The 24612-nt window shown below is 39.0% G+C and carries 21 protein-coding genes; 8 read left to right on the forward strand and 13 right to left on the reverse strand.

All coding sequences use genetic code 11. From position 1 onward, the window contains the following. The first annotated feature begins 5 nt into the window (after positions 1–5). Positions 6–710, forward strand: a complete 705-nt coding sequence (locus FQ083_RS02375) for a class I SAM-dependent methyltransferase (RefSeq protein ID WP_149408677.1) — start codon at positions 6–8, stop codon at positions 708–710. A 3-nt stretch (positions 711–713) separates the two neighbouring features. Here FQ083_RS02375 and FQ083_RS02380 read toward each other — a convergent pair whose 3' ends face one another. Then, the gene (locus FQ083_RS02380) at positions 714–1181 is read right to left on the reverse strand and encodes an AAA family ATPase (protein ID WP_149408678.1); all 468 of its coding nucleotides are present in this window, start codon (positions 1179–1181) and stop codon (positions 714–716) included. Beyond that, positions 1178–4630: an ATP-binding cassette domain-containing protein gene (locus FQ083_RS02385; protein ID WP_149408679.1), complete on the reverse strand. Its 3453-nt coding sequence runs from the start codon at positions 4628–4630 to the stop codon at positions 1178–1180. Before FQ083_RS02385 ends, FQ083_RS02380 begins: the two co-directional genes overlap by 4 nt. A gap of 973 nt (positions 4631–5603) precedes the next feature. Between FQ083_RS02385 and FQ083_RS12925 the strand changes: the two genes are divergently transcribed. The 4 genes from FQ083_RS12925 to FQ083_RS02405 all read left to right on the forward strand — a co-directional run bounded on the left by FQ083_RS12925 (position 5604) and on the right by FQ083_RS02405 (position 8623). Further along, positions 5604–5816, forward strand: a complete 213-nt coding sequence (locus tag FQ083_RS12925; protein ID WP_223145213.1) for a transposase — start codon at positions 5604–5606, stop codon at positions 5814–5816. A gap of 636 nt (positions 5817–6452) precedes the next feature. Further along, positions 6453–7526, forward strand: a complete 1074-nt coding sequence (locus tag FQ083_RS02395) for an HNH endonuclease domain-containing protein (RefSeq protein WP_149408680.1) — start codon at positions 6453–6455, stop codon at positions 7524–7526. Positions 7527–7549: 23 nt separating this feature from the next. Continuing rightward, entirely contained in the window at positions 7550–8170 is a 621-nt protein-coding gene (locus FQ083_RS02400; RefSeq protein WP_149408681.1) for a class I SAM-dependent methyltransferase, read from the forward strand. Positions 8171–8311: 141 nt separating this feature from the next. Continuing rightward, entirely contained in the window at positions 8312–8623 is a 312-nt protein-coding gene (locus FQ083_RS02405; RefSeq protein ID WP_149408682.1) for a DUF1244 domain-containing protein, read from the forward strand. Positions 8624–8698: 75 nt separating this feature from the next. Here the strand turns inward: FQ083_RS02405 and FQ083_RS02410 are convergent, their stop codons facing one another. After that, entirely contained in the window at positions 8699–9142 is a 444-nt protein-coding gene (locus tag FQ083_RS02410; RefSeq protein ID WP_149408683.1) for an SRPBCC family protein, read from the reverse strand. Between the two features lie 87 nt (positions 9143–9229). Continuing rightward, positions 9230–10216, reverse strand: a complete 987-nt coding sequence (rluF, locus tag FQ083_RS02415) for a 23S rRNA pseudouridine(2604) synthase RluF (protein ID WP_149408684.1) — start codon at positions 10214–10216, stop codon at positions 9230–9232. A 398-nt stretch (positions 10217–10614) separates the two neighbouring features. On the opposite strand from rluF, the gene FQ083_RS02420 reads away from it, so the two are divergent. The 3 genes from FQ083_RS02420 to FQ083_RS02430 all read left to right on the forward strand — a co-directional run bounded on the left by FQ083_RS02420 (position 10615) and on the right by FQ083_RS02430 (position 13328). Then, positions 10615–11778: an iron-containing alcohol dehydrogenase gene (locus FQ083_RS02420; RefSeq protein ID WP_149408685.1), complete on the forward strand. Its 1164-nt coding sequence runs from the start codon at positions 10615–10617 to the stop codon at positions 11776–11778. Positions 11779–11829: 51 nt separating this feature from the next. Further along, positions 11830–12729 (forward strand): SMP-30/gluconolactonase/LRE family protein, encoded by a 900-nt coding sequence (locus FQ083_RS02425; RefSeq protein ID WP_149408686.1) that lies wholly within the window; start codon positions 11830–11832, stop codon positions 12727–12729. Between the two features lie 185 nt (positions 12730–12914). Next, positions 12915–13328 (forward strand): PaaI family thioesterase, encoded by a 414-nt coding sequence (locus tag FQ083_RS02430; protein ID WP_149408687.1) that lies wholly within the window; start codon positions 12915–12917, stop codon positions 13326–13328. Positions 13329–13472: 144 nt separating this feature from the next. Here the strand turns inward: FQ083_RS02430 and FQ083_RS02435 are convergent, their stop codons facing one another. The 9 genes from FQ083_RS02435 to nhaC all read right to left on the reverse strand — a co-directional run bounded on the left by FQ083_RS02435 (position 13473) and on the right by nhaC (position 24259). After that, positions 13473–14297, reverse strand: a complete 825-nt coding sequence (locus FQ083_RS02435; RefSeq protein ID WP_149408688.1) for a sulfite exporter TauE/SafE family protein — start codon at positions 14295–14297, stop codon at positions 13473–13475. A gap of 217 nt (positions 14298–14514) precedes the next feature. Next, entirely contained in the window at positions 14515–15018 is a 504-nt protein-coding gene (locus FQ083_RS02440; RefSeq protein WP_188004060.1) for a flavin reductase, read from the reverse strand. Positions 15019–15166: 148 nt separating this feature from the next. Next, on the reverse strand, positions 15167–16213 hold the full coding sequence (locus tag FQ083_RS02445) for a methionine synthase (protein WP_149408690.1): 1047 nt from the start codon (positions 16211–16213) through the stop codon (positions 15167–15169). 54 nt (positions 16214–16267) lie between these two features. Further along, positions 16268–17320 (reverse strand): DUF1852 domain-containing protein, encoded by a 1053-nt coding sequence (locus FQ083_RS02450; RefSeq protein WP_149408691.1) that lies wholly within the window; start codon positions 17318–17320, stop codon positions 16268–16270. A 250-nt stretch (positions 17321–17570) separates the two neighbouring features. Continuing rightward, positions 17571–18824, reverse strand: a complete 1254-nt coding sequence (locus FQ083_RS02455) for an NAD(P)/FAD-dependent oxidoreductase (RefSeq protein WP_149408692.1) — start codon at positions 18822–18824, stop codon at positions 17571–17573. Between the two features lie 4 nt (positions 18825–18828). Beyond that, positions 18829–19854, reverse strand: coding sequence for an ornithine cyclodeaminase family protein (locus FQ083_RS02460; protein WP_149408693.1), 1026 nt, complete (start codon positions 19852–19854; stop codon positions 18829–18831). A gap of 58 nt (positions 19855–19912) precedes the next feature. Then, on the reverse strand, positions 19913–21319 hold the full coding sequence (locus FQ083_RS02465) for an FAD-binding oxidoreductase (RefSeq protein ID WP_149408796.1): 1407 nt from the start codon (positions 21317–21319) through the stop codon (positions 19913–19915). Positions 21320–21485: 166 nt separating this feature from the next. After that, a complete protein-coding gene (locus tag FQ083_RS02470; RefSeq protein ID WP_149408694.1) occupies positions 21486–22772 on the reverse strand; it encodes an NAD(P)/FAD-dependent oxidoreductase in 1287 nt (428 codons plus the stop codon). A gap of 17 nt (positions 22773–22789) precedes the next feature. Then, positions 22790–24259 (reverse strand): Na+/H+ antiporter NhaC, encoded by a 1470-nt coding sequence (gene nhaC / locus FQ083_RS02475; protein ID WP_149408695.1) that lies wholly within the window; start codon positions 24257–24259, stop codon positions 22790–22792. Positions 24260–24612: the final 353 nt, after the last annotated feature.

Below are 24612 nucleotides of genomic sequence, written 5' to 3' on the forward strand. Positions count from 1 at the left end.
TACCTATGGATTATTTGAGAAAACTAGAGATATGTAACTTTAATCCTAATTATATTTTTTGGGAAGAGATGATTGAGTCTTTTAAATATCTAGAAGGGAATATTAATGATAAAAATATTTTAGATTTTGGTTGTGCAACTGGAGAGTTTCTTCATTTATTTGACAGTCAATATCCTGTTAATCGTGCAATTGGAATAGATATAGATTCAGAAAAAATAAAAAAATCAGTAGAAACACAGAAAATTAATTTTTTTGATGCTGAAACATTTGATTATAAAAAGTACGAAGAATACTTTGATTGTATATTCTCACAAGAAGTACTCTATACACTGCATGATTTAAATAAGCATGCAAAGCTAATTAAAAAAATATTAAAACCCAAGTCTTTTTATATAGCAACTATGGGTTGCCATATAGAGAACCCCTTATGGAGTCATAGAAGAGAAATAATTGCTAAAGAAGAAAAGTATCCAGTAAACGACTACTCCATAGACCAGGTTGCTTCCATTTTTTTCAAAGCAGGTTTTAGAGTAAGCATAAAACGTATGGATTTATCAGGATTTATTACATATGATCCAATTGAAACTAGAAAATTCAGCAATTCTCTTACTGAATTAGTTAATAGTACAATGAATCACAAATATATGTTTATGTTTTACTTGCCTCCAGAAAAATATTTATTAAATAATAATAGTGGTTTATACCACTGAGCGTCAACATAACTCTATGATATTGCTGATGTATTTCTCAGAAAGTGATGGTGGTTCCAATCTTTCATAAAGAGCTATCAACTTACCTTCTTCAACTACTCTATTAGGTATTCTTTTCTTGTTTCTGATTATACACTCTTCTAGTTTAGATTTTTTATAGATAACATTGATATTTAAATCTGAAACTTCATTTTTACTTATTTCTTTAAATAATTCAGTTCTCATTTCTCTAGTGTTAAAGAACGTACTGTCCAAGAACACCTTATCAAAGATTTTATTGTTTAAAGCTTCGTTTAAAAGCTCTATGTATAGTACATATAACTTTTGTCTTATATCATAGGTTCTTTCAAAACCAAAGATACTTTCTCTCAAGTTATCATCATTTAGAATAAGTACACCATCTAGCTTTAGTTTATCAAGGTATGTTGACTTACCACTACCTGGCGCACCTACGAGTATTATGATGTTCATATATTAGCACTTGTTTTTATAAAACTATCGAAATATAAATTATTACTTTTAATATATTTAATAGAACGATTAAAGCCTACTCCTTGACATTGCGGACATGCTCTTTCAGAAACATCATTATTATATTCCACGTAGAAAACTAATCCTTTCCACACTATTGAATCTCTTTTAAGTAATGATTTCGTTGGATAAAACGTATCAGTACAACCGTATAATATATAATCAAAATCTTCTTCAGAATACTCAGATAAAGCTGTATCAAAATCAAAAATATTTTGCTCTTGGAAATATTTAAATATAGGCTTTATCTTGAACTTCAGTAGATTAGATGGAATTAGATCTAAAACAAGCTTATTTTCAATCAATTTACCCGATGGATTTTCGCGAATAGTTTCCAACGCAGTATGACTTGAAACATATTTATGTAAGTTACACATCTTACAAATAAAGTTGGATAAAGTGATTGATTCTGCGTCTATTAACTGTGGACTAACTGTATTATCCTTCAAATGATAAAATACTCTATTGGTTATTATCATTTTTTTACTCTTATTAAAAAAAACCCCACCTGCTAGCTGTTTAATAGTGTTTTTATCTCTTCCTACATCAATCCAGATATTAAACAAATCATTATTATGATTAATTTTTTTAATATCGTTCGCTTTTGAAATAATATTATCTTTTGTTAATAAATAATACTTATCAACACCAATAAAAATTAGTATGTCAATTATCTTATTTATATATTCTATAGGTACTTTCTGAAAATGATAAATAGCATTTATAAAAGGATTTATTAAACAATCACCTTCAGGTATGCTATCAATAGAATTATTAAATATATATCCTGCTAGTTTTTCTATACTCATATCATCAAAATATATTTTTAACTGTAAAAAATACTTATTATAAAAATATGATTTATCTGCATCACTCATTATTAGTAAGTTACTTAAGCTCTCATCATCAATACTTATATATTCTTCTGTTTTTACAAAATACTCCCTATTTAGTAGGTCAACATGTGTATTCTTTGATAGTAAATAATCATTGAAAGACCCATTAAAAGTAATCTTGCCTCCCAATATACCAGAATAGGGCCCTACCTCTATTATATTATTCGCCTGACTAATAACATATGGGTTATGTTCAACTAATAATAAGGTGGTTTTATGATGAAGTTGGTATGAACTTAATTTATCCATTAAAACTAGAATTTCTTTCTTACCCAAACCCACAGTAGGTTCGTCCATGATAACAATTAAATTATCACTTGAGATGTTGCTAGATAAAAACTTACTTAGCTTTAACCTTTGACTTTCTCCACCACTCAGTGTTTTTACAGATCTACCTAGGCTCAAGTGACCTAGTTGGAAATCGATCAAGTTATCTATTTCCATTGGATATTTTTTATATATATTTAATACATCTAACTCTTTAATTTCATATATAGGTATATTTAAAATATCATAAATATTATTATGATTTATCCTGAGCAGCTGAGCTTTGGGGCTGGTAGCCTCACCATTGCAGAAAGAACATATTTTATTATTAATAACACCAGCACCAAAACAAAAGTTGCATTTACCTTCAGCTGTATTTTTAGAAAACCATGATTTTTTTATTTGTTGATTAGATTTAAATTTTTTATTAAAAAAATCTCTAATATAATCATTAATATTTAAGAAAGTAGCCAGAGTTGAGGTTTTTGATTGACTCATTGGTTCTGAATCGAGATATATATATTCTAAATCCTTAGTTGATTTAGTTCCTAAAGTCTGGTTATCAAGATAGTAGTTAATTGCTGTGAGGATAGAAGTCTTACCTGATCCTGACACACCTGTTAGAACATTTATAGCATTTTCAGCTAAAAAGATACTCTGGTTCTTAACGTTATTTATATTTAGATCATCTATATAAATATAATTATACTTTATATCCTTATTTTTATTAAATAAACTGTTTCTGTATGAACTAGAAACAACTTTATTATTTGATAGAACTATACTTTCATTACCATTATCTTTACTACCAAGCTCAATAATTTGATCAGAATTGTTAACTAATAACTGAGAATGCTCGCTCATTACAACCAAATTATCTATTGATGCTTTTTGAATAACACTTATAAGCTGAAAAATATTGTAAGGGTGCAACCCCGAAGAAGGTTCATCTAAAACCATCATCTGTTGAGTTGTATCGAGCGTTATGCTTTTTAATATCCTTAGTCTTTGTTTTTCTCCATTACTTAACTCTGTTAATGGTGTGCTTAATCTATATTGTTCCAATGAAATGTCTTTAAAAAAATTAATGTAATTTATTAACTGAGTTTCATTAGGATAAAACACTTTGATTATTTTTTCTAAAAACAGAATATCATTGCTTTCTATGTCGTAGATATCAATATCTTTTATTTTAAGTGCACGAGCATTACTGTTAAATCCTGTACCATTGCATTTATCACAATCTGAATAATTAATATAATTTATAAGACTTTTGCTTTTAAGACTTATTATTTTTTCATATAAATATTCTTTAAATAAAGATTTTTTATTTTCTTCAAGCTCACCTAGTTTAATGCTATCAGGTATCCCTTCTTTTTTTAGAAATTTCTTGAGGCTTGATTTACTTAGATAAATATATTTATAATACTTTCCATCAAAAGGTATATTTATACTATCTAATACAGATTTCTCTTCATTAAGTAAGCTATTTTCATTGAGTTTAGCTAGCTGTCCATCTCCATCACAGGCTTCACATTTTCCAGAAAAAGGACTATCAAAATTTTTGATTAGTAAGGAGTTGTGTTTCTTTAAGGTTATATATTCACAATAATCACATATCAATTCGTGATCTAAATTATGTACTTCTTTGTCATTGCTAAATACGCAACTCTGAAAGTTTTTATCATCCACACTACCTATATTTATTTTATTATATTTTTTACTGCCATGCTTTTTTTTCGTTATTTGGTAATCATCAACATCAAAGTAATAATTTCCATTTTTATCTAAAGTAAAAACATCATTTATATTATTTTTCTCTAGGTATTTTTTTACTGCTTCCAAGTTATTTTCAAAAATAGGTTTTTTACAACTTGGGCATTCTATAATAGACTCTCTAATCCAAAATCTTCTAACTGTATCGGCTAAACCTGAAAAAGTAAAAACACTAGAACTTTCAATAGCTTGATTCTTTTTTTGACTTAGATATTGCACGTTACTTATTTCATCAGAAAGATAATCAAAATTTTTCCTATGGAAGTTATTATAATAATACTCCCCATCCTTATTTATAAGGTTTCTTCTTTCCAACTCAGATCCGAAAATTTCATATATTAGAGTAGATTTTCCAGAACCACTACGACCTACTATTGTGACAATACCTTTGTCTATAGTTTGAACATTTACATCCTTCAAGTTATTTTCTTTTGCACCATAGACAAACATGAATAATTCTCCAACAGCAAGTTAATCTCTAAATCTAGCCATTTTTTAAGTATATAAGGTTATACATAATATAGAGTGATTCATAGATTAGAATACTCTTTATTGAATATTTTTTGGTATACAATAATTATAAACCAGTCATTAAGTTGGTAGTAGATAACTATACCTCATGCAAATATAATTAGTAACTCATTATTTAGCGGTCATGAGTATCTACACAAATTTATAGTAAAGCCCAGTTAAAACTATTATAAATTAATTATCAAATCCAATTGTTACCATAAAGACCATGACTTAATTACTAGATTTTCGTAGGTAAGTTTTCAAAAGTATAGATTAAGGTATGACCTTTGCTCAAGCAGCTGAGCTCTATAATATCAGCCCAGCCACTATACAAAATTTGAAGGGACGTATTCATAGCAAAACACCAGGCAAACCAAACCCTATAAAATATCAGATGACTTGCTACTTAGTGATGTCAAAGAATATCATGATGATTACTAGTATGAGCGAGCACTTCGTTTAAACTGTAGTAAAACAGGTATTTATCGTGCCCTAAACCACCTAGACATCAGTCAAAAAAATACCTTAGAGCACCCAAAAACGTGTCCAATAAAAAGAGTGGCGTATCAGAGGAAGCTTGATAATTTTAAGCAGCAATGCTATCCCATTTTTTATATGAACGAAAGTAGATTTGATCACGAGAGCATTCGTCCTTACGGCTATGCACCGATTGGTAAGCCTTGTATTGATCGCTACAACTGACAAGGTATAAAGCGAACCAACGTCATTGGTACTTTATATGAAAAGATATTTTTTGCATTAGATTACTTTGATAAAAATATTAATGGTGAAACATTCTACGATTGGTGCAAACACACGCTGATCCCAAGTCTTAGAACCAAATGCGTGATTGTCATGGATATGAGCAAAGCACTGCTTTGCCAGAGCGCAAGGCAAGAGCTGTGCTCGAGTGACTCGATTTCATAAAAATAAACACATTCAAAAGCTACTTAATAAATATGACCATCGTATTCTTTGGTTGCCACCCTACAGCTCTGATCTGAACCCCATTGAAAAGAAATGGGCACAAGTAAAGTTTCTGCGCCAAGGCTGGATGCAAAATTACTTATCTAAATTATTTTATGATATTTCCCCTGGCCATAACAATTTTATTTTGAACTGACTATATTACATAGATCCCATAGCAGTTGAGTAATAAGACTATAATTAATTTTGGAAGAATAATGTGAGGAAGGAGAGGCTAATTACAAACCAAAAGCGATCAAATACTTCATTTGATATAAAGAATATATCACTTTCTAATAAAAACATATGATCTATTTAGGGGTCAAAACACTGTCAATTGACGGTGACTGAATTACGAGTCATATATTATTTTATCTTATAGAATGAAAAGATTAAAATTAAATAAATAACCTTATCCCTTTGACATCAAAGGATGTAGGCTGATATCATCTTTATACATATTATGAAAAATAGTCGCCCAATATTGCCAAGGTTGGGGTCGAGAGTTCGAATCTCTTTTCCCGCTCCAAATACTTAAAAAGCCTCACTTAACAGTGAGGCTTTTTTTTGTCTAATTTTCAGGGGCTACAACGTTTTTATATCTTATTGACCAATCAAACTATTAAGTTAATCTAATGAGATAAAAGTCTCAAAATCAGCACCGTGACCAAAACGTGACCATTTCGTGCCCACTTTCTAAAACTAAAATCTCGTTTCAACTGTTAAAGTTATAGTACTATTAGAGTTGACTATCACCACAGTCCATTCTCATTAACGACAGATTGAGCCATTCATGAACTTCATAGACGTTGAGCCCACGCTAGAAAACTACTGGCGAGCTATTATTCTGTTTGGTAGAAACACTGCTTCTTATAAATTCGCGCTTGCCAAAACTCTAATCGATGTGAGCCTAGAGAGAGATTCTGATTTAATTTCGCTAGAAGATTTAGCGCTGCCCTACGCCTTGCATCTATGTAAACATCTAAAACATAGCCCTAAACAGAGCACTTTTAGTAGTAGTAAGTTTATCAATGCTTGCATTCAATTCAACCATCAACAGATTAGCGAAGATGAACTCATTCATATCACGAATAAAGAAGGATTTAAATACGTTTTGAACGCATTTCATGTGGTCAATACTAAAGCAGTGCAAGAACGTTTTTATGATGTAATTGATGAAGAATTTTTTGTTGACGAGCGTAAACACAATAAAGGAATACGTCTAACAGATAACTTATTCAAATTATTTCATGTGTTTGATAATTCGGCTAAAAATCTGAATTTAGAGACAGAGTCACGTTGGAATTTGGTGGAAAAAGCGTGGGAGCTCAATATTAGTAAAGGTTTAATTTCGGTTGAATTTGGCCAAGATACTAAGCGGCTATTTACTCAAGATACTAAACATCGCCGCATTGATATTACCAGTTCAAGAGGTGCATTAAACGGGTATCAAAAGAGCAGATGCTTTTACTGCTTTACAGAAATCAGTGTTGCTTCTAATGACGTGACGCTAGCAGACGTTGACCACTTCTTTCCGCATACTTTAAAAGCCCAAGTAGCAACAGCTGGTTGCTGTCGGCCAGTTAATGTCGATGGGGTTTGGAATTTAGTACTTGCTTGCTCTAATTGCAACCGTGGTATAGATGGTAAATCTGCTAAAGTACCTAATATTGAGTTATTAAAAAGACTGCATACACGCAACGAATATTTGATTGGCAGTCACCACCCATTACGCGAAACCTTAATCAATCAAACGGGTAGAAATGAGAAGACACGTCAGCAGTTTTTGCAGAAGTCTTTCAACTTTTCAAAAGAGCATTTGATTCATGTCTGGCAACCTAGACAACAAGGAAGTAGTCTCTTCTAATAATGATCAGCGATATATAGCCCATGATAAATCAATCAAATACCCTAGCCTTTTATGATAGCAACGCAAACTCATTCATTGAGCAAACCATTAGTGTGGCTATGCATCGGCTATATCAACCCTTTATAGATAACCTACCTATTAGACCGTCAAATCAGCAACACATACTAGATTTGGGCTGCGGCTCTGGTCGTGACAGTATGCATTTTGCCAACTTGGGCTTCAATGTTACTGCTATTGATGGCAGTCGAGAGCTGATTGAGCGGGCAAAAATTCATCACAATGATATTATTGATTGGCAGTGCGTAACTTTCGAGCAAATTCCATTTCAAGATTGGTATAAACGATTTACGAGTATTTGGGCATGTGCTTCGCTGCTTCATGTACATTATGAAGAGCTTCCTGAATTAGTAGATAACTTGCTCACTACGCTGACAGATGAAGGTAATTTCTACGCATCTTTCAAGCATGGTAACAGTGAGCATGTTTATAATGGACGTTTTTTTTGCGATATGAATGAAGAGCGCTGGGAAACCCTAAAACAAAAAATTACTCATGGATTCAAAGAAGAAACTTGGCTCACGATTGACCAAAGAGCAGATAGAAATGAAAAATGGTTTAATATTATGATCAAGAGGTGTTAAATTGGTGAACCTCTACTATGATGAGTTTGCCAAGTTTACTGATAGACTTTTTTAATATAGATCAACACAGGTTGCGCAATATTTATATCGTTAGTATCATTTCAGTTTTGAAATGACCCACTAACCATTAGGAAAAATTTTATGGCAAAATTAGAATCAAACATCGAATTAGAAGCAGCGGCATTTCGTCGCTTATTAGCTCATTTAGACGAGCGTAAAGATGTACAAAATATTGAGCTAATGAACCTTGCCGACTTTTGCCGTAACTGTTTATCCAAATGGTATAAAGCGGCTGGTGAAGAGCGTGGTATTGAAATCGAATACGAAGATGCACGCGAGCTTGTTTATGGTATGCCTTATGCTGAGTGGAAAGAGAAGCATCAACAAAAAGCAACACCAGAGCAATTAGCACGCTTTAACGAGATTGAAGTATCTAAGAACAAAACAAATTAAAACTGGTAGTGGTGGCTCAAATAAAATAAGCCATCGCTAGATAATTATATCGAACAACCAAAAATTGCCGCTAGATTAGCGGCTTTCTATAGATTTGAGTATGCTACTGAACCCTACAGTTCCTTGTTTTTGCATTTGACGGTCAAATAGGCGACCGATTAATGGCAGTGGTACAGTCAATCGACCCTCAGACACCCAAGTCACGTGTGTGGTACCATCGCCCAAGTCTTTTAAATCAATGACGCCTTTATCATGTTGCATTTTTATAGGTTTAGCTTTTTCGATTTGGTATTGCATGTGAGTAGGACGCTCAAACGCCGTAATTCGCTCCCAAAACTTAACAGGTCCCGATTGAATGGTACGTACAGCCCCAACGCCATTGCGCTCCTCGTCACCTTCCGTCACTAGCTTAGCAGCCCCAACCGCTTTAAATGAGCCATAACTGGCATGGTCGCTCAGTGCTTCAAATACCTCATCAATCGGTTTTTTGACAATGCGTTCTACTTTTATTTTAAACATAATATTATCCTATTAAGGTCAAAGTTAAAATTATTTAGCTTGCTGACATTTAAAAAATGAATAAAGCAGTCACACTGTGAAAACTTACTATCGCTTAGACCCTCGGCCTTTTGAAGGGCGTTTGCCATTTGTAGCAGGCTTACCCTTGCCTCCAGACTTCTTGCCATCACTAAAAGGACGCCCATCTTTACCTTTAGAACCCGCTGGTTTTCTGGCACCATCCTTGGAGTGTTTTTTATTTCCCTTTGCCGCACCCGCTGGTTTCGAAGACGACTTTGCTTTTGACGAGTCATCGGCACGAGGGTTTTTTCGTGGTGCATTACGAGATTTCTTAGCCGGTTTACTGTCTTGCGAAGAAGAATCTTCTATAGAGTTAAGTAAAACAGACAACTCTTTTGGCGTCAGGTCTCGCCAATCTCCAACGGGCGTACCCTTAAGACTGACATTCATAATCCGTGTACGCTCAAGCTTCACGACTTCATAGCCAAAATGCTCACACATACGACGAATTTGACGGTTCAAACCTTGCACTAGCGTGATGTTAAACACGTTAGGCGACACCTTAGTGACAGGGCATTTTTTCGTCATCTTACCTAACATCGGCACGCCACCAGCCAAACCTTCGATAAAATTATCCGTTATCGGTTTATTCACCGTCACCAAATATTCTTTTTCATGGTTATTACCAGCACGCAATACCTTGTTGACTAGATCGCCATTACTGGTCAAGAAGATTAAGCCCTGAGAATCTTTATCCAAACGCCCAATAGGGAAAATACGTACGCTATGTCTCACAAAATCAACAATGTTGTTTTTCTCGGAGCTTTCCGTGGTGCTCACAATGCCGACTGGCTTATTCAAGACAATAAAAACAAAGTCATCAGCTTCTTTCGGCTCAATGAGCTGCCCGTTGACTTTCACCGTATCTCCAGCAACCACTTGCGCGCCTACCGCAGCACGCTTGCCATTGAGGTATACATTACCTTGTTCAATAAAGCGGTCAGCGTCGCGCCTGGAGCAAATGCCACTTTCACTGATGTATTTATTTAAACGAGTCGAGGAAGCGTTAAACATAAAGCACCGTTTTACCTAATAAAAAGCCTTTTTTGCTAAGAAAAAAGCCTAAATTGAATGGATCATCAACAACGAGATGGCTCGTATTATATAGGAAATTCAGTGCCCATTTCAGTAGAGATGGGAAGAAACCTAGAAATATATCCAGAGTCCTATAGATTGCGATAGCTTCGATAAAGCTTATTAATGATGTCAAAAGTTCAAAAAGCTAAAGAAATAGCGAGTAATATCTTGATAGAATTTAATGCTTTTAATAAAGAAATATTCTTACAAAAAGTGCCAATTAATAGATATACACTGTAGCGTGATTGAGTTAATACTAAGACTTTATACACGCGATTTATCTAAAGGCTATAAATACACAAAAATAATCGCTCATCTACACAAGGAAGAATAGAATGACAGGGATGGAGTTTTATACTAATGGACACATTGTTAGCGAAGCTGACAGTATGCGCCAGAAGCTAGGGGATTTAGCAAAACAGTACGACGCGACATCTGCCATTATTATTACAGATACTGGCATTTGTGAGCTGGGATACGTCGATATCGCACAAGAGTCTTTAGAGCAGGCTGGTATTAATGTTGTTATTTTCGACAGGGTTGTTGCTGATCCCCCTATTGAAGTCGTCGAACAAGCTATTGAACTTGCCAGAGCGAACCAGTGTAATCTGGTCATCGGTTTAGGAGGCGGCAGCCCTATCGATACCGCGAAAATTGTCGCGCTATATTCCAATGACTTTCAGTCGGTTAATGAGCTCTTAGAGGCAGATATTAGTGGTTTTAAAAAAATGCCGTTGTTTGCGATCCCCACTACTGCAGGTACTGGCGCAGAGGCTACTTTCGTATCTGTAATCACAGCAAAGGATGGCAGCAAGAAAGCCATATACACGCCCAAAATCCTACCTGATGTCGCTATTTTAGATGCGACGCTAACTCTCAAGCTTCCTCGCCATATTACTGCTGCCACTGCTCTAGATGCGATGGTTCACTGCATCGAGGCTTACACGAGTCGCACCAAAAAGAACCCCATTTCAGATGCGTTGGCTGTTAAAGGTTTGCAAATGCTGTGGAGTAACTTTTATACAGTGCTCCATCACGGCGATGATATTGATGCTCGTGCTGAAATGTTATTGGGTTCAACGCTAGCTGGTATCGCTTTTGTCAATGCTTCCGTAGCAGCTGTACATGGACTCTCCTACCCACTTAGCATTAACTTCCATGTGCCGCATGGGCATGCCAATGCGCTCGTGATGTGCAGTGTATTTACTTTCAACTTACTAGTAGCAGCACCTCTTTATGCAGAACTCGCTCGTGCGGTGATGCCTATCGACACTTCGGGCATGACTGACATAGAGGCTGCCCATCAATTTATTAATCAACTAAAAGACTTCTTGAAAACAAGTGGTCTAAAATATCGCTTAAATGAGCTAGATATAACGGCAGAGGATATCCCCGCGTTAGCTGATATGGTCATTAATACCTATGCTCGTCTCATTGAAACCAATCCAATGGATATGTCTTTAGAGGAAGTAAGAATGATCTACCAAGAAATACTCTAATAAGCAGCAAATTTCTTAAATAATTTTGTCTATAAATCAAGGAAGATAGTTATGTCAAAATATGAGTTAGACGTGGTAGTTGATGGATTCCATTACCTAGAAGGACCGCGTTGGTACAAAAACGCTTTATGGTTTGTCGATTTTTATACCAAAGGCGTTTATCGTGTTAATGATGAAGGCGTTGCAGAAAAGATTGTTCATGTAGAACAGCAGCCATCTGGCTTAGGCTGGCTTCCTGACGGTCGTATGCTCATTGTCTCTATGAAAGATCGTAAAGTGTTACGTTTAGAGGACAATGGCGAATTAGTTGTTCACGCTGATATCTGGAAGCATTGTGAGGGGCATGCTAACGATATGGTCGTTGCGCCTAATGGCAACGCTTATGTTGGAAACTTCGGTTTTGACCTGATGGGTGGTGCTGATCATAAACACACTGGTCTTGTATTGGTGAGACCTGATGGTACCTCTCAGGTTGTGGCAGAAGGTTTGGCCTTTCCAAATGGCATGGTCATTTCTGCGGATGAAAAGACATTAATCGTTAATGAGTTATTTGGCAATAAAGTCTCACAGTTCGATATTAAGGAAAACGGCACTTTAGGAGAAAAACGTGACTTTGCTAACTTTGGAGAGTTAGGAGACGAGCCAAATTTAGGGGCACGTATAGAGAACGCCAGCATCTTACCTGATGGTCTTGCTTTAGATAGCGAGGGCGCTGTTTGGATTGCAGATACCTTGAACCAACGTGCTGTTCGTATTAAAGAAGGGGGCGAAATCCTAGAAACCGTTGATACGGCACCTGACGGCATTTTTGCGGTTGCTCTTGGCGGACAAGATGGCAAAACATTGTTTATGTGTGCAGCACCTGACTGGAATGAAGGATCACGCACCGCTGAAACTAAAGGGCGTATGCTATCTACACTAGTTAAAGTTGTTCATGCTGGTACGCCTTAGTTTAAGAATACGCAACTAAAAATATTGAGTCAGTATCAAAAATATATCTATCTACTACCCATTTATAGTAAGAAACTAGAATCGATACCAATTTTATCGATTCTAGTTGTATTAATCGAACCAATGAACTTGAGTGCAAAGAAAAGATAGTTAACAACAAGATTAATTAAACCACAGGAGTATGTATGTCAGCGACCAAAGAAGAAATAGCAACCTTTATGGCATTAGAATTCCCTCAAACCAAGTGCAAAGTTGAGGCAGTAGGCGATGATAGTTCGACCTTATCGCATGATATCGGTATAGATGAGCTACGTCCTGGTGGTACGGTCTCTGGCCCTGTATTGATGAGCATTGCTGATGTCGCACTCTATGTGGCGATACTTGGTAAGATTGGCATTGTAGCGTTGACAGTAACAACAAGCCTTACCATCAATTTTCTGCGTAAACCATCAGCAGAAGCGCGTATTATTGCTGAGTGCACCTTGCTAAAGGTAGGGCGTACGCTCATTGTAGGTGAGGTTTCCTTATACTCAGAAGGCTCTAGCGACTTGGTCGCGCATGTTGTTGGCACATATTCTGTACCGCCCAAGCACGACTAAGCTACTGTCTCAACATTGTTTTCTAGACTGTTTTCTAGATTGTCATGCTTTGGATTATTTAGATCATGATAATGCATTTCACTATGTGCTTTTTGGGTAGCTCAGTTCGCAAGCTTTGCCTTTTAGAGGAACAACTATGAATATTTAAAGCAGCCCTTTAAAAAGGAAATAACACCCAACCACGGTTAATAATACCGCAAAGCATTTCTTTAAAAGCTCTGGTGATAGTATATGGGCGACTTTTGCACCTAGCTTCGCAGTGAAAAAGCTCATGATACTAATCCCTAAAAAGGCATAAATGTGTACAAAGCCAATGGTATTGGGCACATCAACTTGTTGCTGCATCCCAAAGAACATAAAGCCTAACGCTCCAGCGATGGCAATGGGCAAGCCACACGCTGCTGACGTGCCAACGGCTTTTTGCATGACTACACCGTAGCGCGTTAAATAAGGTACGGTTAAGCTACCGCCGCCAATACCAAAAATGGCAGAAGCGATACCGATCACCCCGCCTGCTGCTAGTTGCTTAGGTTTTGAAGGCAGTTCTGTATTAACGCCAGCGACATCATCAGCATGACTAACGACTTGTTTTTTGCCACCGAAAAACATCTTATAAGCGACCCACAGCAAAAACACTCCAACGATAAGCTGAAGATATAGCCCAGATATCTGTCCTGCAATCCCTGCCCCTAAAAAACAACCAATCGCTAAGCCTGGTGCCAGGTTTTTAAAAACAGGCCACATGACTGCGCCCTTTTTATTGTGCGCCATGAGCGAGCTGATAGAGGTAACAATGATGGTTGCCAACGACGTACCTAACGCCAAATGCATGATACTGTCAGGACTGTAATCCATTTGGGTAAAGACGATAAATAACAGTGGTACGATAATCGTGCCGCCGCCCACACCAAAAAGCCCTGCAGCAAATCCTGCTAGAGCGCCTATTATTAAAAAAATGATTAGTTCCACAGGATAGTTACTTCTCGGTTAAATGATAGTTTTATAGTCGATACAAAATAAAATGAATACGTTATCTGACAAGGTGAAACTGGTACGAATTTTTCTAGCTTGCTGTGCCTACGCCGACAGAGGCTACAAGAAATTCATTCCAGTTTTACTGTATCTTCTTGATATTAAGCTGACTATAGTTAGATAATAATTAGATAATCAATGTCAGAAAGTCAGTTTAAACGATTTCTACTTGACCTACTTGATGGTAAGCGCGGTTGAAATAAACCAAGCTTTCATCAGCACTGCTTTGTTGATAGCCTTGTTTTATGGCGACAACTCGGCATATAAAGACACTGTGCGTACCAACTTGCTGAATATCCTCAATCTCACAGTCAAAACTGACCAATGCATCTTCTAAAATAGGAGCGCCTGTTGCTAACTCAGTCCAAGAGCCCTGTTGAAAGCGCTCTTCTGAGCATAATTTAGAAGCAAAGGCATTAGATATAGGCTCATGCTGTGCACCCAATACATTGACACTTAAGGTTTTATTTTCAAGAAAATGGGCATGTGAGCGAGACGTTTGATTCATACAGACCAGCAAGGTTGGCGGTGTATCGGTGACGCTACATACCGCCGATGCGGTAAACCCATGCAGACCAGATTGCCCTTTGGTGGTGACTACATTGACGGCGGTCGTCAACAAAGACATGGCATCTCTAAAGTCGGTTGCTTCAATCACATCTTTACTCATTGCTGCAATCCTAAATGTTAAATCGGTATGTACATTAATAACTGAGGTCACTCATGAGTTTAAACAAGCTTTTATAGGCGTAGTTAAAGACCCAACCTATAAAAGCTAAATTTGGCATAAGTTTAGTCGGTAAATCCTAAGCCGTTAGCTCTTGACGCACGATTGCCGCGCCTGCACTTAACGCGTTCAATTTACCGCGTGCAACTTGGCGCGACAACGGTGCCATGCCGCAGTTGGTGGACGGGTAAAGTTTGTCCGCATCGACGAATTGCAGGGCTTTGCGTAGTGTATCGGCAACTTCTTCAGGGGTTTCAATGGTATTGGTTGCCACATCAATGGCACCAATCATCACTTTTTTACCGCGAATGAGTTCTATCAAATCCATCGGTACATGTGAGTTTTGACACTCTAACGAGACAATATCGATATTAGACTGCTGCAATTTTGGAAAGGCTTGCTCATATTGACGCCATTCTGAACCTAGTGTCTTTTTCCAATCGGTATTGGCTTTGATGCCGTAGCCGTAGCATATATGCACCGCCGTCTCACACTTTAGACCTTCTATGGCGCGCTCTAAAGTAGCGATACCCCAGTCGTTGACGTCATCAAAGAACACGTTAAACGCTGGCTCATCGAATTGAATGATATCTACACCCGCCGCTTCTAATTCTCTGGCTTCTTGATTGAGGATTTTAGCAAATTCCCACGCCAATTTTTCACGGCTTTTATAATGACCATCATATAAGGTATCAATCATGGTCATCGGACCGGGCAGCGCCCATTTGATCGGCTGATCGGTTTGCGCCCGTAAAAATTTAGCATCGTCTACAAAAACAGGCTTTTGACGGCTCACCGCCCCAACGACTGACGGCACACTTGCCTCATAACGATCACGAATTTTAACGGTTTTTCGATTCTCAAAATCGACGCCATCAAGATGTTCAATAAAGGTAGTGACAAAATGCTGACGCGTCTGCTCGCCATCACTGACAATATCAATCCCTGCATGTCGCTGCTCTTGCAATGTTAAACGTAGCGCATCTTGTTTGGCTTCAAACAATTGCTCCCCTTCTAATGCCCAAGGTGACCAAATTTTCTCAGGTTCGGCAAGCCAAGAAGGTTTCGGTAAGCTGCCCGCTGTTGATGTTGGTAATAATTTTTGTGTCGGTAATAATATCGTCATGGGATTCATCTTCTTATTCATTCGTATTTTATATTTTGGCTAGAGTTGAATTGCTTAGGCTGCCTGTTTTTTAACAGCTTTTTCTTTGACCGATTCTTTTTGAGCAGTCTCACTTGCAACATCATAGCTTGCCGCCCATTCTTCAAGAATGTCTTGGTAAGGATTAATAAACTCGTCTTCCGTAAGTTTACCTTGCGTCACTGCCATCTGGCTGCGCTCCGCGCGATCATACACAATTTGCGTCAGTGAATAATCTTGGTACTTCAAACTGGGTTGATATATTTGAGCGGCGGTGGAATTGGCATTGTAAATTTCAGGTCGATAAATCTTTTGGAAAGTTTCCATGGTACTGATCGCACTGATTAGCTCAAGATCGCTGTAATCAGTCAGCAAGTCACCAGAAAAATAAAATGCTAAAGGTGCCACACTACCAGCAGGCATAAAATAGCGCACCGTCAAGCCCATTTTGGAAAAGTACTCATCGGTCAATGATCCTTTGTTCAAAGCGCAGCCATCTTGTCTATATTCAATCCCTAATACAGGATGCTGATTGCCCGTACGATGATAGGTTTTACTGCTTGAAACGCTTAGGCAAATCACCGGTTGTTTATTAAAATTGGCTTTATAGGCACCTGAACTTAATAAATGTTGAAACAGTTTGCCATGTAAATCGCCAAAATCGGCTGGTGGTGGCGATGCAGGATGGTTATCGAAATGTGCTGGCAATACGATGCTAAAATCATAATCGCGCACATAAGATGAGAAGCTGTTGCCAATCATACCATCAATACGTTTGTTCTCTTTATGATCAATAATCGTTGTTTTTAGCGTCTCGATGACTGGGAATGTATGACCATTGCCTTCAATATCCAAGTCTGCAGAAATGATATCAACTTCAACAGAATAACGGTCTGCGGTCGGATTGTCCCAATGTGCTAAATCATTAAAACGATTATTTATCATAGTCAGCGTTTTGCGTAAGTTCTCTTGACGACTCTCGCCACGAGCCAAATTCGCAAAGTTAGTCGTCAGACGCGTGCTGTCTGCTGGCTGATAATTTTCATCAAAACGAATGCTCGAGATGGAATATATAAATTGTTTACTCATGATAATCCGCTACCTTAACCTAATCTCATTATTTGAGATAAAACCGAATTTGTGTATGAGATGAATCATACCCGAACCAAAACATGAATAAAAATGATACTATTTAAATTAAAGATGAGTAAAATTCATGTTGCTAGTTTTATAGTAGAAAAAGGAGGGAGTAGCGGATGTTTTGACGATAGACTTAACAAATATTAAGCCTGTAAAGGGCGTTAAAGATGTGGTCTAGCGGGGTTAAAAGGTACGTTTATTAAAGATTGTAATCAAAGCGTTTACTACTAAACGGCTGAGCATCAATAAATAATGGCTTACCATGAATCATTTCTTCAATAAGACGCCCTGTCACCGGTCCAAGTGTCAGACCTTGATGAGCATGACCAAAAGCAAACCATAAATTATCGTGTTTTGATGCAGGCCCAATAACTGGCTTCATGTCTGGCATGCAGGGTCTTGTCCCACACCATGCTTCAGATTCAACAGCAGCATCAAGCGGCAACACTTTTTTTGCAAAAGTCAGTACAGTCTCTAACTGATTAAAGTCTTTTGGATCATCTAACAATGCCATTTCAGCGCCAGTCGTGATTCTCACGCCTTGATCCATTGTGCCCATCACAAACCCTTTATCTACATCAAATAAGCTGTGAGAAAATGCGTTTTGGTCGGTGCTTTTAAAGTGTTGATGGTAGCCACGCATAGGAAATAGAGGAATTTTATAACCCAATGGTTTAATAAGATCAGCTGACCAAGGACCAGCAGCAATGACCAAATTCTGACATAAATAGGTTTCGCTATCGATAATGACCTGCCACCCCTCTTCTGTCTGTATCATATTTTTTACAGTGGATTGTTTTATCTCTCCTGCCATTGCTTCAAAATTTTTAGCATATGCTTTCACAAGACTGCTGGGATTTTTTATCTGCCAAGAGTTTTTCCAGTGTATACCACCGACATAATCTGTAAAGTTCACATTTGGCTCTAGCGCTTGGAGCTCTGCTAGCGATAGAACCTGATACTCCACGCCTTTATCTGCCGCTTTTACCGCTTTATTAATTGATTTTTCAAAGCTATATGAATGACGATGAAGCTCAATCCAACCTATTTTACTGACCAGTTCATCAGCGCCTGACGCTCTAATCATAGGCTCATGCTCGTCTGTGCAATGCTGAATGAGAGTAGCCCACTCTTTATCAATCTTTTCAACGTTTTTTGGACTTGAGTGAATCCAATACTGTAATAACGGGCGCTGAAGACGATATATTGCAGACCAACGGTATCGAATATCAGCACTTTTATTAGGTAATATTCTAGATATCTCCTTAAAACTTCTAGGGAACGGTTTTGTATTTACCGCCTCTCTTGTAATAACACCGGCATTACCATAGGAGGTTTCTTCTCCTGGGCATTTTTTATCTAACAAAAGAACTTGAGCGTTGTTTTTCTGCAAATGCCAAGCGATAGAGGTTCCTACTATGCCGGCACCAATCACAATAACGTCATAGCGCATATCACTACCCCCAAGTAATAAGCTGACCCAGACCTTCGTCTTTAGCCTTTTGAGCAACTTTCAAAGCGACTGCCGCATCAAAACTGGCAGCCCCAACAGATTTGAATAGGGTGACGCCTTTTTTATCTTGATCGATGATCATGTTTTTTGTGACCAAGTCCGCTAAATCACCACTTAAATCCTCCCAAGTCCAACTGCAACCCTCAGCAGCATCCGCCTGAATCAAATCGCCCGCTTCATGACGTCCGCCTGCGATATCATCGATAAAGATATGTGAGCAGGCGTCAATGACAGAGTTACTGACTTCTTTCATCTCAGGTTGATAAGCGCCTACCGCATTAATATGTACATCGGCTTTGATTTGGTTTATCTCAAACAAGCCTTCGGTTGCGCGAGTTGCCAAGTTAATCACATCAGCATCTTTTACAGCGCTCGCGATATCTTCGCAGACCTCCATAGTCACCGACCATTCTGGATACTGTTCAGAGAACTGTGTTTTAAAGGTATTTGCACCCTTAGCGGTTCGATTCCATAGCGTGACTGTTTTGATATTTGGACATACAGTGAGCACAGCATTCAGCTGCTCATACGCCATTCCGCCACAGCCGATGACTGACACTTGCTGGCTATCTGGCTTTGCTAGATACTTGCTCGCGATACCTGATAGCGCTGCCGTACGTACTTGAGTGACATAAACACCGTCCATAAAGGCAAGGATTTCACCCGTATCATTGTTTGAGACACTCACCACAGCGGTAGTCGTCGGTAGATTGCGCTTTGGATTATCTGGACAAATGGTGACCAGTTTAACGATAGCAAATTCTTCATGACCGTCGAACAATACTGAAGGCATCGATAGATGTGAGCCACTGTTTTTATCACTGGCAGTGAAAGTTGGAATGACCAAGCGCTCAGGGCACTTAATCCACTCTGGATGCTGCACTTGTAAGGTCAACAGCTGCTCGATTGAGTCGATAGCCATGGTCATTGTCAATTGACTCTTTACCGTTTTGCTGTCTAAAATATGCATGAGAGTTCCTTATAGTTTTTATTAAAAATAAATCCTAATTGATTACGATACCACTCAACTAGAGATCAAAAATCTTGCCGCGATTCATAATACCATTGGGATCGAGCACTTTCTTAATCTCACGCAAATAATCAATCTCGGTTTCGCTACGGCTATAGTGTAGATAAGGCTTTTTAGTCATCCCCACACCATGTTCTGCTGAGATCGAACCGCCATACTGCTGCACTACCTCAAAGATAGAATCATTCACCGTTTGGCATTGCCCAAAGAATTCATCTTTCGATAAATTCTCAGGCTTGAGAATATTAAGATGCAAGTTGCCATCACCAATATGTCCAAACCAGCAAATTTCAAAATCTGGATATTTGGCGTTTACGATCGTTTCTATATCATGGATAAAGTTTGGCACATGGCTGATGAGTACTGATATGTCATTTTTATACGGCGTGAATACTGAAATCGTCTCAGAGATATACTCGCGCAGCTTCCACAAATCCATCGCCTGAGCCATACTCTGACTCATTACCCCATCAACTATCCAACCATTATCCATACAGTCTTCAAAGATAGCCATCGCCTTATCCATAATCGGCTCATACGGCGCTTCGAATTCTAATAAAACGTAGTATTTGGTTCGAGCTTCAAACGGCTCTTGCACATGCCCAGTCGCCATTAATTTATCAATCGCCACCTCATCAAAGAACTCAAACGCAGTCAAATCAATTTGTGCTTGAAAAGCCGCTAACACCTGCATCACATGGTCAAATTCATCCATGCCGAGCACCATCACGGTCAAATCTTGGGGTGGACGGTTGAGCTTCATTTGTGCTTCGGTGACGATACCTAATGTGCCTTCAGCGCCAATAAATAATTGACGTAAATCATAGCCAGTAGCGTTTTTAACCATGCCTCGATTCAGCTTAAGGATATCACCTTTGCCCGTCACGATAGTTAGACCCATTACCCATTGACGTGTCATGCCATAGCGAATGACTTTAATCCCGCCAGCATTGGTACCAATATTACCACCGATCTGACTTGAACCTGCTGAGGAAAAATCAACCGGATAATACAAACCTTGCGCTTCAGCAAACTCTTGTAGCTGCGCAGTAATCACACCAGCCTCTACCTCTACCAAACGATCAGCCGGATAGAATCGACCAATTTTATTCATCTTATCTAGGCTTATGACTATCTCGCCATTGCTAGCGACTGCACCTGCCGATAGTCCAGTACGACCACCACTCGGTGTGATGACAGTATTGTGCTCATTTGCCAATTTTATTAAAGCTTGAACTTGCTCAGTAGATTTCGGAAATACGATAGCAGAGGGTGCTGGCGCAAAATGTTTGGTCCAGTCTTTACCCCAATATTCTAGGCTCACAGCATCTGTCTTAATCTGTGATACATCATAACCATGCTGCTCTTGCAATATAGACAATAGTTGCTGAGTCAATGCTAGCATGGTTGAAGCATGCCCAGCTTCTATATGTGCAGCTTCTAAAGTAGGCAGTGCTGAAACAGCATTCACAATATACACTCCAAATAAATAAAAGCAGTGTGCCGTTCACTTAATCTCTCCGCCAAATCAGCGGCGGCAATAAATAAACACCAGACACTGTGTCAAAAAACTAGGCTATGATTTTGAGACATTGACCCATATGATACAAAGTCAGCCCCATCTCCGTATAGCCTGAACGCAAGCCAGACATACTTACCTTAGCTTCTTTAATCGTCTTAAAGGGTAATGGCAAGACGTCGAGGTCACCTGAGATAATATAATCGGCAAAGCATTTACCAATCATAGTACCTGTAGTAATCCCACGCCCATTGTATGCAGTAGCGGCAAGAATACCGTCTTCTGGCTCAAAGACACGCATAATATGGTCTTGCGTAAAGCCAAAGTGACCGTACCACTCATACTGCCACTTACACTTAGGCAGATCTGGGAAATAGCTCTTTTGTACGACATTCGCCCAATTTTGATAGAAGGTTTTGGACTTCATGGCTTTGCCACCGACCGTGCCAAGGAGTAAACGACCCTCGTTATCACGGCGAATACTAGACAAGGCCAAGCGCGTATCCCAAGCGCCCGTTTTATAAGGCAATATTCGATCTGCCGCTTCGCCGATCAATGGCTCGGAGGCAATCTGATAGTAATCAACCAAATAGAACGTCTTTTTAATATCTGTCCATTCGCCTTCAGTATAAGCATTGGTCGCGATGATGACTTTTTCAGCTTTCACCGCCGCATCAGCCGTACGCACATACCAATTACCATCAGACTTCTCAACTGAGGTTACCGCCGAGTGCTCATAGATACGTACGCCCAGTTTAGTCGCGGCTGCCGCTAAGCCATTGACGTATGCGGATGGGTTAATAGTGCCCGCACGATGATCGAGCAGAGCCTTATTGATACTGGTTGTCCCGCAGTATTCATGACAGCGCGCACCGGTCAATACCTCGGCATGAACACCGCGACGTATCAACTGATCGTAGCGGATATCTACATCGGCTTCACCCTTGGCATTGTGTGCCATATGGATATTGCCCGTACGCGTATCCTTTGCATCAATATGATGGCGATCGATGATGTCAAACACGAGACCTGGCGCATGACCGAGCGCAGTCCCTAAACGTTCACCAACCTCTTCTCCCATGATTTTATTGAGGTCATCAGGACGGGCCCAAGTACCGGCATTCACAAAACCCACATTGCGTCCTGAGCCGCCGCTACCGATGATCTTACTCTCTAGTAACACCACCGCCACTCCTTGCTCTGCCAGATGAATCGCAGCAGACAGTCCAGTATAACCACCGCCGATGATACAAACTCGTGTTTGCGTTTCGCTCGTTAGGGTATCGTAGTGGTGAGTTTTGGGCGCAGTGACGCTCCACAAACATTGCTCTTGCAACATCTCAAGTTCCTTCTAAATTATACGTTTTCTACGGTAGAGAGCGTGCTTGTGTTCTCGATGACAGTCGGTTCTTCACGAGGAATAAATTTATTTAAGACGACCCATAGCAAGCCAAACAATGGTGATAACCAACAGGCAAAGGCGAATGGCGCGTAAGTTAAGGTCGCAATACCTAGGGTTGCCGCGACAAAGCTACCGCCCATGTTCCAAGGAATGAGTGGCGATAACAGCGTACCCGTATCTTCGATAGAGCGAGTAAGCGTCGTGCGCTTGTAACCCATCTCTTTATACTTATCTTTGAGCAGACGACCCGGTAAGACTAGCGTGGTATAGACATCACCGATAAGCGTACCAACACCGATGGTACTGGCATAAGTCGTAATCACTAAACCAAATCTCGACTTCACCATGTTGTTGATTTTGGCCATGATGGCTTTTAATGTACCGTAATGCTCAATTGAACCGACAAAAGCTAGTGCAAAGATAGTTAAGGTCACGACCCAAGTCATGGACATCACGCCGCCTTTAGACAACAGCTGATCGACCACAGCAAAGCCAGTCTCACTTTTAAAACCGTTTTGTAGGACGTTAAAGATGTCATGGACACCGACACCTTGCATAAAGAATGCGACAAGACCTGCGACTACCACACCTGACAATACCGTTGGAATGGCTGGCATTTTCATAATAGCTGCAATGACGACGACAACAGCAGGTAATAAAGTAATAATACTCAGATTATAGTTCGCTGCTAATGAGGTTTGTATTTCTTTGATTGAGGTGAGATCGACATTGTCTGCGCCGTAGCTCATACCAATCCAAGCATAGAGAATCAGAGCTGTAACCATGGCAGGTACAGTCGTCGGCAACATGCCACGGATATGGTCCCAAAGATCCACGCCGGCGGCGGCTGGTGTTAAGTTCGTGGTGTCAGATAAAGGAGACATTTTGTCGCCAAAGAAAGCACCGGAGACGATGGCACCACCTGTTAGTGACGGTGGAATACCTAATCCCAGACCAATACCCATCATAGCTAAACCGACTGTACCAACCGTGCCCCACGAGGTACCCGTTGCTACTGAAATAATGGCACAAATAAGACAAACAGAGACTAGGAATGAGGAGGGAGAAAAAACACTAAAGCCGTAGTATAAAATAGTGGGTACAGTGCCGGCGATAATCCAAGCACCGATGAGCATCCCTACACCCATCAAGATGATCATGGCAGGCAGACCAATTTTCACAACCTTTAAAAAACGCTCTTCCATACCATCCCAGCTGCGACCACGTATCTTCATAAACAGACCGGTGATCAAGATGCCACATGCTAGCGGAATATGCGGAGTAAAATCTTTAAAGATAAAAAATTGCACCATTAAAATAATGGCAGTCAATATCAGTGGGGCAATATCTAGCAGGAAGCTAGAAGAAGGATCATAACCTTCGATATCAGGGTCATGCGGTTTGTGAGGTTTATCTGCAATCATAATATATCTACCTATCCTAGTAGTTAAAACCAAATCCATTGGTATATAGTCATCGTACGGTGTTGCTCATTGGTCAGATGCAAACCAATTTAGTGACCTAAGTCACTTCTCTAAATGCATTTATATTAAATAACGAATTAAAACAATAGCTTATTAATTATCTTAAGGAATAAAGTATTATCATCAATCAAAATAAATATTTGAAAGATATTCATGAATCATTAAAAGGGTTTAAAAAATAAAGCGTTAAACAGTAATCTTAATTAAAACGGCTATCCGCTATTTTTGCGGCTTATTGACGGTTTTAAGATTCAAAGCAGGATTTAAAAGGATACAAGTAATGCTAAGGGCAG

The organism is Psychrobacter sp. ANT_H59 (genome assembly GCF_008369225.1).
Lineage (GTDB): Bacteria > Pseudomonadota > Gammaproteobacteria > Pseudomonadales > Moraxellaceae > Psychrobacter > Psychrobacter cryohalolentis.